General features: G+C 70.3%; 12 protein-coding genes and 1 pseudogene. 9 read left to right on the top strand and 4 right to left on the bottom strand.

Annotation, left to right across the window (positions count from 1 at the left end; translation table 11 throughout):
- The first annotated feature begins 71 nt into the window (after positions 1-71).
- Positions 72-902 carry a helix-turn-helix transcriptional regulator gene (locus ACFVUT_RS01480; protein WP_389642454.1) on the top strand — a complete coding sequence of 277 codons (831 nt, stop codon included), beginning with the start codon at positions 72-74 and terminating at the stop codon, positions 900-902.
- A 550-nt stretch (positions 903-1,452) separates the two neighbouring features.
- The gene (locus ACFVUT_RS01475) at positions 1,453-2,172 is read left to right on the top strand and encodes a peptidoglycan recognition protein (RefSeq protein ID WP_389643577.1); all 720 of its coding nucleotides are present in this window, start codon (positions 1,453-1,455) and stop codon (positions 2,170-2,172) included.
- A 119-nt stretch (positions 2,173-2,291) separates the two neighbouring features.
- Here the strand turns inward: ACFVUT_RS01475 and ACFVUT_RS01470 are convergent, their stop codons facing one another.
- The gene (locus ACFVUT_RS01470; protein WP_389642452.1) at positions 2,292-2,852 is read right to left on the bottom strand and encodes a TetR/AcrR family transcriptional regulator; all 561 of its coding nucleotides are present in this window, start codon (positions 2,850-2,852) and stop codon (positions 2,292-2,294) included.
- Positions 2,853-2,976: 124 nt separating this feature from the next.
- On the opposite strand from ACFVUT_RS01470, the gene ACFVUT_RS01465 reads away from it, so the two are divergent.
- The 4 genes and pseudogenes from ACFVUT_RS01465 (at position 2,977) to ACFVUT_RS01450 (ending at position 6,959) form a co-directional block, all read left to right on the top strand.
- A complete protein-coding gene (locus ACFVUT_RS01465; protein WP_389642450.1) occupies positions 2,977-3,663 on the top strand; it encodes an SDR family oxidoreductase in 687 nt (228 codons plus the stop codon).
- Between the two features lie 263 nt (positions 3,664-3,926).
- Complete coding sequence (locus tag ACFVUT_RS01460) at positions 3,927-4,844, top strand: NmrA family NAD(P)-binding protein (protein ID WP_389642448.1); 918 nt, start codon at positions 3,927-3,929, stop codon at positions 4,842-4,844.
- Between the two features lie 101 nt (positions 4,845-4,945).
- A pseudogene (locus tag ACFVUT_RS01455) lies at positions 4,946-5,828 on the top strand (ABC transporter ATP-binding protein).
- Positions 5,829-6,344: 516 nt separating this feature from the next.
- Entirely contained in the window at positions 6,345-6,959 is a 615-nt protein-coding gene (locus ACFVUT_RS01450) for a GPP34 family phosphoprotein (RefSeq protein ID WP_389642445.1), read from the top strand.
- Between the two features lie 372 nt (positions 6,960-7,331).
- Here the strand turns inward: ACFVUT_RS01450 and ACFVUT_RS01445 are convergent, their stop codons facing one another.
- On the bottom strand, positions 7,332-8,798 hold the full coding sequence (locus tag ACFVUT_RS01445) for an MFS transporter (RefSeq protein WP_389642443.1): 1,467 nt from the start codon (positions 8,796-8,798) through the stop codon (positions 7,332-7,334).
- Between the two features lie 176 nt (positions 8,799-8,974).
- On the opposite strand from ACFVUT_RS01445, the gene ACFVUT_RS01440 reads away from it, so the two are divergent.
- Positions 8,975-9,421: a MarR family winged helix-turn-helix transcriptional regulator gene (locus ACFVUT_RS01440; protein ID WP_389642441.1), complete on the top strand. Its 447-nt coding sequence runs from the start codon at positions 8,975-8,977 to the stop codon at positions 9,419-9,421.
- Between the two features lie 343 nt (positions 9,422-9,764).
- Here the strand turns inward: ACFVUT_RS01440 and ACFVUT_RS01435 are convergent, their stop codons facing one another.
- Positions 9,765-10,355: a hypothetical protein gene (locus ACFVUT_RS01435; protein ID WP_389642438.1), complete on the bottom strand. Its 591-nt coding sequence runs from the start codon at positions 10,353-10,355 to the stop codon at positions 9,765-9,767.
- Positions 10,356-11,023: 668 nt separating this feature from the next.
- Between ACFVUT_RS01435 and ACFVUT_RS01430 the strand changes: the two genes are divergently transcribed.
- Positions 11,024-11,491: a DUF1348 family protein gene (locus tag ACFVUT_RS01430; RefSeq protein ID WP_389642435.1), complete on the top strand. Its 468-nt coding sequence runs from the start codon at positions 11,024-11,026 to the stop codon at positions 11,489-11,491.
- Positions 11,492-11,586: 95 nt separating this feature from the next.
- On the opposite strand, the gene ACFVUT_RS01425 is transcribed toward ACFVUT_RS01430, so the two are convergent.
- Positions 11,587-12,102 carry a DinB family protein gene (locus ACFVUT_RS01425; RefSeq protein ID WP_389642432.1) on the bottom strand — a complete coding sequence of 172 codons (516 nt, stop codon included), beginning with the start codon at positions 12,100-12,102 and terminating at the stop codon, positions 11,587-11,589.
- Positions 12,103-12,311: 209 nt separating this feature from the next.
- Here ACFVUT_RS01425 and ACFVUT_RS01420 point away from each other — a divergent pair, with 209 nt between their 5' ends.
- The gene (locus ACFVUT_RS01420) at positions 12,312-13,001 is read left to right on the top strand and encodes a YoaK family protein (RefSeq protein ID WP_389642429.1); all 690 of its coding nucleotides are present in this window, start codon (positions 12,312-12,314) and stop codon (positions 12,999-13,001) included.
- Positions 13,002-13,199: the final 198 nt, after the last annotated feature.

Here is a 13,199-nt window from a genome sequence, read left to right as displayed (position 1 = left end):
AGCCACGTACCCCGTCTTCCTGGGACTGCCAGTACCACGACGGTCCGGGCGGGGCGGTGCACAGTGGTGACATGGCGAGCACGGAGTTCGGGCGGACGGTACGGCACTGGCGCGACCGGGTGTCGCCGGAAGCGGCCGGACTGCCTACCGGCGGCCATCGGCGCGCGATCGGCCTGCGCCGCGAGGAGCTGGCCCTGCTGGCCGGAATCTCGGTCGACTACGTGACCCGGCTGGAACAGGGCCGGGCGACGAACCCGTCGGATCAGGTCGTCGAGGCGCTGGGGCGGGCGTTGCGCCTGTCGGGAGACGAACGCGAGCATCTGTTCCGTGCCGCCGGGCTCGTGCCGCCGGGGCAGGGCACGGTGCCCGCCCACATCACTCCGGGTGTGCACCGGGTACTGGACAGGCTGACCGGCACGCCCGTCGCGGTCTTCGACGCGGCGTGGACGCAACTGCTGGCCAACCCGCTGTACACAGCGCTCATGGGCGAGCGGCGCGGCCGGGAGCGCAACGGCGTGTGGCGCGCATTCCTCGGCTCGGGCGGTCGCGTCCGCCACACACCGGAGTCCCGGCGGGCGATGGAGTCCGCGGTGGTCGCCGATCTGCGTGCGGCTGCGCGCCGCTATCCGGCAGACCGAGGAGTGCGGCATCTTGTCGCGGAGCTGCGCGCGAGCAGTGAACGGTTCGCCGAGCTGTGGGAATCCGGTGCCGTGGGCCGGCACGAGTCGTCCCGCAAGACCATCGATCACCCGACGGTCGGCGCCATCACGCTGGACTGCGACGTACTCGGCGTCGCGGGCGGCGACCTGCGCATCATGATCTACACGGCCGAACCCGGATCGGGGGACGCCGAACGCCTGGATCTCCTCGCCGTCCTCGGCGTCCAGGCTCTCGTCGGATAGGCGCGCCGCCGCCGTGCGCCCTCGTCCAGGCGCACACGGCGGCCCGCCGGTCCCGGTCCCGAACTCGTTCCCCGGCCCCGGGGCCAGGTCCGGATCCCACTTTCCCGCTCCCGCTCCCCTTCCCGCTCCTGCTCCTGCTCCTGCTCCTGCTCCTGCTCCCCTTCCCGCTCCCTTTCCCGCTCCTGCTCCCGCTCCTGCTCCTGCTCGCTGTCGCGACGCCTGGGGCGGATCCTCCTGCCGGTCCTCAGCCGTGCGGCGTCTGCGTGAGGGACATGCTCGCCTGCATGCAGTAACCCGGGACGCGCACCGAACCTCGCGCCGCAAAGCTATGGGGATACGCGCTCCCGCCATCCTCTCGGCGAAAGACGAAGAAGGTTCACCCGTGCGTTTCTACCGCATAGCGCTGTGGGTCTCGGCTCCTGTGGCGATTCCTCTCCTGGTGGCACCGCCCGGAACACCGACGGCCGGTGCCGCCGGTGAGACGGCACCGGAAGGCCCGCTTTCCGTATGGCGCGCCGGAGCAGGCCCGGCGCTGGCCGTCCAATCCGCGTTGCCGTTCCCGGCTCTCGGGGCGGCATCGGTGACGTTCCTCCACGGAGCGCCCCGTCCGGCCATCGTGTCGCGTACGCAGTGGCAGGCCGACGAGACCAGACGCGATCCCCACGCCCACTACGCGCAAGGGGTGAAGGCGGTCTTCATCCATCACACGGACACTCCCAACACCTACGACTGCGCGGACGTCCCACGCACCGTGCGCAATCTGTACACGGGCCAGACCCGTGACCGGAGCTGGGGAGACCTCGGCTACAACTTCCTCGTCGACAAATGCGGCACCATCTACGAGGGCCGCGCCGGCGGCACCGAGCGTCCGGTCGTCGGCTCCCACACGCTCGGGTTCAATCAGGACACCACGGGCATCGCGGCGATCGGCACCTTCGGACGAGGCACGCCCGTACCGGCGGCCATGGAGCAGGCGATCGCGGCCCTCGCCGCCTGGAAGCTCGGCTTGAGCGGTATCGACCCCGCCGGCAAGGTGCGGCTCACTTCCACGAACGACAAGAGCCGTTTCACCAAGGGAACTTCGGCCTCATTCGATGCCATCTCCGGCCATCGCGACGGCTATGCCACCAACTGCCCCGGCGACGCCCTGTTCGCGCGGCTTCCGGCGATCCGGACTCTCGCTGCCCGCCTCCAGGGCAGATCCCTGCGAGCACCCTCCCTCGTCGGCCTGCCCACGGGCCTGCCGGGTCTTCCGCCCGCCGGTCATTGACGACTGTGGCGCCTTCTGACGCGCCGGCCGGTCCACCCCGGGTTCCGAAGCGACCTGCGCGGCACGGCACTTGGCGGTGGCATCGGCCGGCGGTGCGACGGACGCGGACCGGGCAGAGGTCAGACGCCATCCGACAGCGCCGCGCGTGCGGAGGCGAGGATCGCGTCGGACAAGGGGGATTCCCTGGTGGCGCGGGCGAGAACGAGCGCGCCGACCATGGTGCAGAGCCGGGCGATGCCGTCGTCGTCACCGGTGGCCAGCCAGCGTGCGAAGTCGCTCACACCCTCGGCGTAGGCGCGGTGGGCGTCGTCGTCGCCGGGGGTGCGTCCCATGTCGGCGGCGAGACCGGCGACAGGACAGCCTGTTGCGGCGTTGTCCCGGTGCCGGGCGGAGAGATAGTTGTCCACCAGGGCCCGCTGAGCGGCGTGGCCGTGCCCTTCGTTCTTCTCCGACTCGGTCGTACGCTGCTCGGCCAGTTCGCCGAACGCATGGAGGGTGGCCTCGTCGATCAGGGCCTCCTTGGAGGCGAACTGCTTGTAGAAGCCGCCATGAGTCAGGCCCGCCGCCTTCATGAGGTCGGCGACGCTGACGCCGGTGCCCTGCTCGCGGAACAACTGCGAGGCGGTGGCCACGACCCGCTCCCGGTTCTCCTGCGCCTGCGCCTGCGATACGCGGCCCATCGGACCACCTCCTCGAATGGATGACGGTTGCCATCTATTCTATGGGCATGTTTAGATTATGAACGAAATCTATTGATCGCCCGTGTCGCCTTCCGGCCGGCACCGCCCTCACCAGGAGAAGACCATGGACCTCAAGGACGCTGTCGCGGTGGTCACCGGCGCAAACCGGGGACTGGGCCGCCATCTCGCCATGCAGCTTCTGGAGCGCGGAGCGACGGTGTACGCGGCCGCGCGCCGCCCGGAGAGCGTGGACCTGGACGGCGTGACGCCCCTGCGCCTCGATCTGGCCGACCAGGGCTCCATCCGGGCCGCCGCCCGCATCGCCTCGGATGCGACGGTACTGGTCAACAACGCCGGGATCTCCACCCGCACCCCCCTGATCGAGGGCGACCTGGATGCCGTACGGCTGAACATGGAGACGAACTTCTTCGGGCCGCTCGCGGTGGCCCGGGCTTTCGCACCGGTCATCGAGAGCAACGGCGGCGGCTCCGTCCTCAATGTCCTGTCGGTGCTGTCGTGGCTGCACCCGGCCGGCTACGGAGCCTATTCCGCGTCCAAGGCCGCCGCCTGGTCCCTGACGGACTCGATCCGCGAAGAGCTGGCCCCGCGCGGCATCACGGTCACCGCCCTGCATGTCGGGTACATGGACACCGGCATGGCCCGCGACATCCCCGCCGACCAGAAGACCGACCCCGCCGCGGTGGCGGCCCAAGCTCTGGACGGGATCGAGAAGAACCTCCCCGAAGTCCTGGCCGACGAGGTCACCCGGCAGGTCAAGCAGAGCCTGAGCATGACCCCGACCGCGCCCTGACCCGCGGATCCCCGTCACCCTCGGGTACCGGTGCGCCGGTATGGCGCCCGCACGCCGCTCCCGGGCCCCGGCCCCCGGGCCCGGAGCGCGCGTCGGCGTCATCTGCGGTCCGCCGGTGGCGTCGGGCCGGGCTCCCCCGCGACTCTTGAGCGGACGCAGCGCAGGGCGACCGCCTCGGCACCGGAACGGACGCAGCGCAGGACGGCCGCCGTCCGGAAGCGAAGACTTGGCTGTGAAGACCACGTCCCGGAAGGAGACACACCATGGTGACCAGCGACCTCTTTCTCGTCACGGGGGCGGGTGGCGGCACGGGAAGCGTGAGCCGGATCGTCCTCGACTCGCTCCTGGCGCACGGGGTGCCCGTGCGCGCGATGGTGCACCGCGACGACCGACGCGCGGACGAGCTGCGCGCACGCGGCGCCGAAGTGGCCGTCGGCGACCTCACCCGGCCCGCCGATGTCGCGGCCGTCCTCGACGGCGTCGGCCGGATGTACTTCAGCATGAGCGTGTCACCGGACTACCTGCTGGCAGCGACCGTGGTGGCCACGGTCGCACGCGAACGCGGCACACTCGACTGCCTGGTGAACATGTCGCAGATGACGGTGGGCCAGATGACCGCCACCAGCACCGCCGAGTCGCACCAGCAACGGCTGCACTGGCTCTCCGAGCAGGTGCTGAACTGGTCGGGCCTGCCGCTGGTGCACGTACGGCCCACGATGTTCCTCGACAACCCGCTCTTCACCACCCTGGCCGCGCTCTCGATCCGGGAGAACGGCACACTCGCGCTGCCGTTCGGCACCGGCCGCACGTCGCCCGTGTCGGCGGACGACGTGGCACGGGTGGTCGCCACCGTGCTGCGCGAACCCGCCCCACACGTCGGTCACGTCTACGAGCTGACCGGCCCGCGCACGCTGGACATGAACGGCGTGGCGGAGGAGTTCTCCCGGGGGCTGGGCCGCCCGGTGGCGTATGTGGACGTCCCCCTGGATCAGTGGACGACCACCGTGCTCTCGAAGGCGGGACTGCCGCCCCACACCGTGCAGCACATCACAACCATGGCCCGGCTCCACCAGGAGAACCGTTACGACCGCGCGACCGACGACGTCGAACGCCTCACAGGCCGACCGCCACGGACGATCGAGTCGTACGTGTCCGCCCGCCGGGACTTCTACCTCGGCTGAACCCGCCCGGCCCCGGGGAGCGGGCCGGACACCTCGCACGAGGTGGACCGCCTCCCGGCAGGCCCCCGGCCTCGACCGGCGGGCCGGGACACCTTCGGCGGATGACGATCACATCACAGAAGGCCGCGCCGCTGCTGGCGGTGGACGGACTGCGCAAGACGTACGGGCTGCCCGGCAAGGGCCGTGTCACGGCCGCGGAAGACATCACCTTCGGTGTCCCGGCGGGCGGCTCACTCGGGATCGTCGGCGAGTCCGGGTCCGGCAAGACGACCGTGGCCCGGATGCTGGTGGGTCTCGTACACCCCGATGCGGGCAGCGTCTCCGTCGCGGGTCGGCCTCGTGCCCCGCGCGGCCGGGAGGCCCGGCTGGCGCGGGCGCGGGAGATCCAGACGGTCTTCCAGGACCCGTACCTCCCCCTGGACCCCCGGCTCACCGCCCGCCAGTGCCTCACCACAGCCCTACGCCTGCACGGCCGGGACAGAGCCCTGGCCGACGGGCGGCTCGACCGGGTGGGGGCTCGGCAGCCGGGAGGCGGATGCCGGACCCCACGGTCTCTCCGGTGGCCAGCGGCAACGGCTGGCCGTCGCCCGGGCGCTCGCGGTCGACCCCGCGGTGCTGGTCCTCGACGAAGCGGTGGCCGCGCTGGACGTCTCCATCCAGGCCCAGATCCTGCAACTCCTGAGCGAGATCCGCCGGAACACCGGGGTGGCCCTGGTCTTCGTCAGCCATGACCTGGCGGTCGTCCATCACGTCACCGACGAGGTCCTGGTGATGCGCCGCGGCAGGATCGTGGAGCAGGGGCCGACGGATCAGGTGCTCGCCGGTCCGCAGGACCCGTACACCCGGTTGTTGCTGGCCTCGGTGCCACGGGCCGGCTGGGATCCGGCGGACGCGGTCACGGCCCGGACCGCCATGGCCGGCCGGGCCCGCGGTCGGCGAGGGCCGGAAGGCGCGGGCGTTCCACGGACCGGGGCGCCGCGGTGAAGCAGCCGGTGCGGTAGGCCCGGGCGACCGCGCCGGAGCGCGGGCGGGTGCTGCCGGTGTCTCGCAGCGCACAGTGTGTATCCGCTCAGGTGGAGTCGCTTCCCTCGGGCGGCGATCACCCCGATCACGGTCTCGACCACGTTCGGCCTGCCGGTGCGGGGCCGCTCGGGTCCGGTGGGCCGACCGTGCTCGGTGATGTGCGGAGGCGGCGAGTGCCCCGCCCCGTCACCGGCCCCTCCCGGCTTGTGCGTTCCCCGGGCCGGAGCGTCGGTGCGGGATGCAACCGCCATCCGTACTCCGTAAGCTGGAGGGCGGCACCGGCCGGACGTCACACCCGCCGCGCTTCACGCTCATCGGCCGCACGCAGCACTTCCGTACGCGGCGCTCGCGGCGGCCGTCGAGTCGCGCGTCCGGCCTGATCCGTACGAAACCTCCGGCCGCCCTGCGTCACGCCGGACGCCGGACCGACTGATCAGCGACGCTTCGCCACTGACGCTGCCTGACGTGGAGCCATTCATGACCACACCGCGGGACCTGTTGATCACCGCCATGGACACGTCGACCAGTCGGTCTCTGGAGCGAGGCGATCTGTCGCTCGCGCTCGCGGGAGCTGAGCTGATCGACCTGCTGGACACCCGGGCCGTCGGGCTGGACGGCGATCGGGTCGTGCCGGACCACCCGCCGGAGTCGACCGACCGCCTGTTGGACGAGGCCGCGTCATCGCTCGTCCGACAGCCGCCGTACGAGTCGGTCGACGACTGGCTGTGGCGCAGGGGCCGTGGTCTGGCCGCGGTCTACCTGGACGCGCTCGAAGCCGATGGACAGCTCGCCCGGCAACGGCATGCCCGGTGGATGCCGGCCCGGGCCGACGAGATGGTGCTGGTCGATTCACCGGCTCGCCGCGGGGCGGCTGACCGCTGGGCATCGGGCGAGCCCGTCCTCATCGCCCTTGCCGCGGCCGTCGGGATCCGCGACAAGCCCGCGGAGGACTCGCCGGTCGCGGTGGACGACGCGGTGACGACGGTGCTCGCCGCCACTGAGGACGCGTTGAGGGATCTGGAGTTCCAGCGGCAACGGAAGGCCCTCGACCAGGCGGCCTTCGACAACATCTGGAGGGCTTGCGGCTTGTGAGCCGCCGCCGGACCGATGGAATCGTCGTCGAGGGAACGCCTCGACGGCCATGCGCGTCCCGGTCCGGGCCGAGCGTCGCCACGAGCACGGGCGAGCCGTACCACGGAGCCGTGCACATCCGTCGCGCCCGGACGACGTCCGGCGTACGCCGCGCGCCCAGCCGTTCGGCGCACGCCGGTAGAGCGTGGGGTGACGGCGTCGCGGCCATGCCGTGAGCCGGTGCGTGGGTCGGTCCGCTCCGAGGGGGCCGGCTCCCCGGGGCCGGTGAGCCCTGCCGCCCGCCGGCCCGCCCCTCGACGGTGCGTACAAAAGGAGCAGGCTGCCCCGCCCCGCGACGGGACAGGGCAGCCTGCTCCAACAGGTAATGGCCCGTCAGGCCTTGACCTCGACCTCGGGCACCTCTGATGTGGTGTGCTCGGGAGTGACGGTCTCCTGCTGTGCGCCTGCCCTCAGGGGGATGAGGGAGGCAACCACCGCGGCCACGAGAGCCACTGCGGACCCGATCAGCATGGCCGTGCGGAAGCCGCTCTCGGACGGCAGCGCGTAACCACCGAAATTGGTGGTCATCTGGGCCATGACCACACCGATCACGGCGGCCGAGACCGAGCTGCCGATCGAACGCATCAAGGTGTTGAAGCTGTTGGCCGAAGCGGTCTCCGACTGGGGAACCGCACCCATGATGAGGGCCGGCATCGCGCCGTAGGCGAAGCCGACACCTGTGTTGCAGACGATGGTGACCACCAGCAGGCTCCACGTGGAGCCGGAACTGATGAGCGGCAGGGAGATGCCGTAGCCGATGGCGATGATCAGGCTGCCCAGGGCCAGGGTGACCTTGGGGCCCTTGGCCGCGGAGAGCTTGGCGCCGATCGGCGACATGGCCATCATCATCAGACCCGCCGGCGCCATCCACAGACCCATGGCGAGCATCGACTGGCCCAGGCCATAACCGGTCTCCTTGGGCAGCTGGAGCAGCTGGGGCACGACCAGGGACTGGGCGTACATCGCGAAGCCGACCAGGATCGAGGCCGCGTTGGTCATCAGAACCTGCGGACGAGCGGTCACACGCAGGTCGACCAGCGGGTCACTGATGCGCAGCTCCCACCAGCCCCAGGCCAGCAGCACGACGACGGCGGCGGCGAACAGACCGAGCGTGGTACCGCTCCCCCAGCCCCAGTCGGCACCCTTGGAAACGGCGAGCAGCAGACAGATCAACGCGCTGCCCAGACCGACGGCGCCCAGCAGGTCGAAGCCTCCCGAGGCGCCGTTCTCGCGCCCCCCGGGCACGAAGAACCAGATCAGGGCACCGACGGCCAGAGCGAGGGCGGCGACCACCCAGAACAGCACGCGCCAGCTGGCGTTCTCGGCGATCGCGGCGGCGAAGGGCAGGCCGAGCGCGCCGCCGACACCCATGGACGCGCTCATGATCGCGATGGACGAGCCGAGCTTCTCGGCCGGCACGACGTCGCGCAGGAGGCTGATGCCCAGGGGTACGACACCCATGCCCAGGCCCTGGAGACAACGACCGGCGATCATCGGGACGACGGAGGAGGACACGGCGCAGAACACCGAGCCCGCGATGAGCGGAACCAGGGAGACCAGCAGCATGCGCCGCTTGCCGTACATGTCCCCGAGGCGCCCGGCGACGGGCGTGGCCACGGCGGCCGCCAGGAGTGTGGCGGTGATCACCCACGAGGCGTTGGACGCGGAGGTGTCGAGCAGCTTCGGAAGTTCCGCGATGAGCGGCACCACCAAGGTCTGCGTGATCGCGGCCACGATGCCCGCGAAGGCGAGGATGCCGACAACACCGCCTGAGCGGGCTGCGGGTTGGGGTCTGTCCACGGGTACTCCCTCTTATCTCTTCCGGACCATGGCGAAATGCACCATGCAATCGATGTGCACCATACACTGGATATGTTTCATGCACTTCACGTGCACCATGCATACAATCCGTGGTATATCTACCGAAGGTGACCTTCCCGAGGGGAAGGCGAGCCAGGAGCCAAAGGAAACCTTGCGTGGACAAGCACCTTGACCGGATCGAGTTCGAGACGATGCTTCTGAGCCGGTACATGCACCTGCTCACCTATCGGGGCACCGGGCGACTCGACCGCAGCGCCTACATCCTCCTCAGCCGCATCCAGGCGGAGGGCCCGCTGTCCATCAGCCAGCTCAGCAACGCCTTCGGCCTGGACACCTCCACCCTCAACCGGCAGACCGCCGCCATGCTGCGCGCCGGCGTCGTCGAGCGCATCCCCGACCCCGAGGGAGGCATCGCCCGCAAGTTCGCGATCACCGCCGAGGGCGAGCGCCGCCTGGACAACGACCGGACCGCGAACGTGAACGGCCTGGCCCGCGTCCTGGCCGACTGGTCCCCCGAGGAAGCGGCCCGCTTCGCGGACGGCCTCGGGCGCCTCAACCGCGACATCGAACGCCTCGACGGCCGCCCCTGGCCCCGCGGCTGATCCGGACCGGCCCGGATCACCCCCTCGGCACCCGCACCGGTCCGCGTTCCACTCCGATGGCGGAGCCTCTTCGCAGAAGACGCGGACGAGGCCCTTGCCCGCCCTCCCCCGTCGGCGCACGCCGAGGCCCCGCCGCACACCGGAATCCGATGGTCGCGCACGGCGGGGCCGTTCCTGATGAGCTGGCAGCACCTCACCGTCCGGCTCTAGAATGGCGAGGTAGCAGCACCCAGACCGGAACCCCGGCCCGATTCCGGCGGGCCGGGGTTCTGTGTCAGACGGGTGACTCGATCACCAGCCTTGTGTGTGGTGCTCGGTTACCGACCATCGTGATGGTGCTCGGTCACCGGTCGCCGAAGTCGCCGCCACCGAAGTCGCCACCGAAGTCGCCGCCGAAGTCGCCGCCACCGTGGTGACGCTCGATCACGCGGAAGCTGCCCACCACGCCGTTGTGGACCTTCACGCCACCGCGGACACGGCCCGGGTGGACGCCGTCGCTGGAGCTCCAGGGTCCGACGACCGCGAGCGGGGCGCCGTTGTCGCAGGTCGCGCCACGGAAGACCTCGACGGTCCGGCGGCTGTCGTTGCGGATGTTGAGGGTCTTGGAGCCGAGACCGCTGACCACGGTCACGCAGCCGCCGCCTTCGGCGGTGTAGGTGCGCTCGTTGATGTGGATGCGGCCCTCGAAGTGGCGCCTCTCGCCTCCCTTGTTATTGCCCTTCTCGTAGCCACCCCTGCCCTCGTTGCCCTTGCCCTCTTCACCCTTGCCGGCGTCGCCGCCGTTGAGAGCCGAGAGGGGGGCGGTGGCCTGCTGGACGACAGGGGCTGCCTGGGCCGGCTCCGTGGAGGCGGCCGAGGCGTACGTGATGCCGGTGGCGGCCAGAGCCGCGGCAGCCGCGAGAGCGGCGGTAACGACGGTGGAACGGGTAACCATGTCACTTCTCCTGTCTCAGAGAGGTCGGCTGAGCAGTCGACCCGAGATTGAACGTACTGAGGGCCACCAGAGCTGTCATATCGGACATATTGAAAGACTGGTCCCGTGGCGCCGATCGGGGTACACGGGACACCCGGATGCCATACCTAATTCTTCCGACGAGAAGTCAATGCGCCTTTTTTATAGGCGAGTTGAACTCCCTCTAGTCCGTCCAGGCGACTTGCTGATGCCCGCTCACCCCAGATGACAGCGTGTCTTCGTTGACACGGCCCGAATCCGGGTCGAACAACGCCACACCGCATGCTCGTCATACGCACCCGCACCCGCCGTGACCTGGGACGACACCCCCAACAGGCGCTACCCCCCGGCGCATTCCTGACGGACGAGGCGGAGGACGCCCCAGGAGTGACGCCGGAGTCCGACGAACTACGCACAACGAACGTGCGCATGCCTCGGCGTGCGCGCATCGCGGCGCACCGGAGCCATCGGACGCTCACAGAACGGTCCGCGCAAGCGCCGGCCGTGTCCGCGATGTTCCGGACCGGGAGGACCTCCTGCTTGCCCGTCAGGCCGCCGAAGTTCACCTGGTGGGCGACCGTGGCACCGGTGAAAGGGGCCCTACCCTGCAAGGCACGTCGGGATCACCGTCACACGCGTCAGGAGAGAACATGTCCGCACGTCCCCCCGTCCCGCCGTTCACGCGCGAGTCGGCGATCGAGAAGGTCAGACTGGCGGAGGACGGCTGGAACTCCCGGGCGCCCGAGAAGGTGGCGCTCGCGTACAGCGAGGACTCCCGGTGGCGCAATCGCGCCGAATGGGTCGCCGGGCGGGACGACATCATCGCCTTCCTGACCCGGAAATGGGCCAAGGAGCTCGACTACCGGCTCATCAAGGAGCTCTGGGCGTTCGACGGGAACAGGATCGCCGTCCGGTTCGCCTACGAATGGCATGACGACTCGGGCAACTGGTACCGCTCGTACGGCAACGAGAACTGGGAGTTCGACACGGACGGGCTCATGACCGTCCGGCACGCGTCCATCAACGACGTACCCATCCGGGAAGCCGATCGAAAGTACCACTGGCCGCTGGGCCGCCGTCCCGACGATCACCCCGGACTGAGCGACCTCGCCCTCTGAGGAGCCGACCGGGTGGACACGAGGCCACCGGCGACAGGAGCCGAAGTCGCCCGGCATCCGCTCGGATGCCGGCCCGGACCCTGCTCAGTGGCGCATCACCCGCCGGTCACGCCGTCGATGCGCTCACGCAGCAGATCGGCGTGGCCGAGGTGGCGCGCGTACTCCGAGATCATGTGGATGTGGACCATCCGGAGGGAATACATCTCGTCGGCATGGACGAAGGTGTCGTCCATCGAGGCACCGGCGACGATCTCGTCCGCCAGCCGGCATTCCTCGACGAGACGCGCGTAGTCCTCGGCGGCGCGGGCCGGGTCCAGGTCCTCGAAGTCCGCGTCCTTGCCCTTCTCGGGGTCGTACATGGGGTCGAGCGGCTGACCGGCGAACCGCTGCCGGAACCAGACACGCTCGACCTTGGCCATGTGGCGGATCAGTCCGAGCAGTGTGAGGTTCGACGGCGGAACGGCCTGTTCGGCGAGCTGATCGCCGGTCAGACCCACACACTTGTGCAACAAGGAAGTGCGGAACCACGCGAGATAGCCGGTGAGCATCTCCCGCTCACCGGCCACGAGCGAACCGGGTACGCGTTTCACATCAGGTGCTGTCCATGTCATCCCGCGATCTTGCCTCGTCCGCACCGGAACCGGAAAGAATCCATCCGCCGGTGGGCTCGCTCGCAGGATGGAAGCCACGACGCCGGGTCCGCCGTGCGCCGTCGTACGAGCGGCGGGCAAGCGCGGCGGCGCCCGGTCCGTGGCCGGCTCGGCACGCCGTACCGGCCGCGGGTCGGCACCCTCGGCGCGGCCGCGCCGAGAATGCAGACGTGTCTACTCCCACCCTCCCCGCCGGCCGCGATCCACGGAGCGAAGGGGCGCTGCTGCTTCTGTCGGCCGCTTCCGGGGCTGCCGACGCCTTCGTCTTCATCTGCGTCGGTCAGGTCTTCGCCGGAGTGATGACCGGAAATCTGGTCCTACTGGGCGCCTCCACCGCCGGCGTCGGGGAGCACGGGGTGGCCCTGCGCGTGATCACCGCGCTCGGTGCGTACGGCTTCGGAGTCATGTGCGGCGCGTGGATGAGCGACCGCCTGCGGTGGCCCCTGCCGGTGATGCTGCTGATCGAGGTGGCCCTGCTCGCGGCGGGCGCCGCGCTGTGGGCCGGGGACCTGATCGTCTCGGACGGGGACCGGCTGGGACTGCTGGCCCTCATTGCCGTGGCCATGGGGATTCAGGGGCGTATCCGCGCGACGCCCACCAACTACTTCACGGGCACGCTCACGTCCCTCGTGAGCCGCGTGACGCTGCGTTCGCGGGTCCAGGGAGACGGCTGGGTGGCCGGTCGGCTGATCGCGGTCGTGGCGGGCGCGGCGGTGACGGCGCTGGCGGTGAGGTTCTGGCCGGGCGCCGCAGCCATGGCGGCCGTGGTGCCGGCAGCGGGTGCGCTCGTGATGGAGTCCGCGCCCGGGCTGTTCTCCCGCATCCGTCTCCGCCGTTCCCGCCCACCCCGCATCGGGTAAAAAGATGCCCCGACCGGATCGGGGGAATCCGGCCGGGGCCGCTGGGCTGTGGGCGCGATGCGCGGCATCCACATATAGGTGAACACTAAACCATCAAGGATGGTTCCCGGGCACCCGCACCCCGCACTGTGACTCACGGCACGAAATCAACCATTTCGGAGTGCGGGCGACCTCCGACGGACCCACCTCCGACGAACC

This window comes from Streptomyces sp. NPDC058051 (assembly GCF_042885475.1).
In the GTDB taxonomy this organism is placed as follows: Bacteria; Actinomycetota; Actinomycetes; order Streptomycetales; family Streptomycetaceae; genus Streptomyces.
The sequence above is the reverse complement of the archived record's forward strand: the minus strand, read 5'-3'. Positions and strand labels throughout refer to the sequence as shown.

Coding starts and splice junctions, on each gene's coding strand:
- ACFVUT_RS01425 (WP_389642432.1), bottom strand. CDS start 12,102: ATGACATGGACAGCACCTGATGTGAAACGCGTACCCGGTTCGCTCGTG.
- ACFVUT_RS01430 (WP_389642435.1), top strand. CDS start 11,024: ATGTCCGCACGTCCCCCCGTCCCGCCGTTCACGCGCGAGTCGGCGATC.
- ACFVUT_RS01465 (WP_389642450.1), top strand. CDS start 2,977: ATGGACCTCAAGGACGCTGTCGCGGTGGTCACCGGCGCAAACCGGGGA.
- ACFVUT_RS01470 (WP_389642452.1), bottom strand. CDS start 2,852: ATGGGCCGCGTATCGCAGGCGCAGGCGCAGGAGAACCGGGAGCGGGTC.
- ACFVUT_RS01435 (WP_389642438.1), bottom strand. CDS start 10,355: ATGGTTACCCGTTCCACCGTCGTTACCGCCGCTCTCGCGGCTGCCGCG.
- ACFVUT_RS01480 (WP_389642454.1), top strand. CDS start 72: ATGGCGAGCACGGAGTTCGGGCGGACGGTACGGCACTGGCGCGACCGG.
- ACFVUT_RS01450 (WP_389642445.1), top strand. CDS start 6,345: ATGACCACACCGCGGGACCTGTTGATCACCGCCATGGACACGTCGACC.
- ACFVUT_RS01460 (WP_389642448.1), top strand. CDS start 3,927: ATGGTGACCAGCGACCTCTTTCTCGTCACGGGGGCGGGTGGCGGCACG.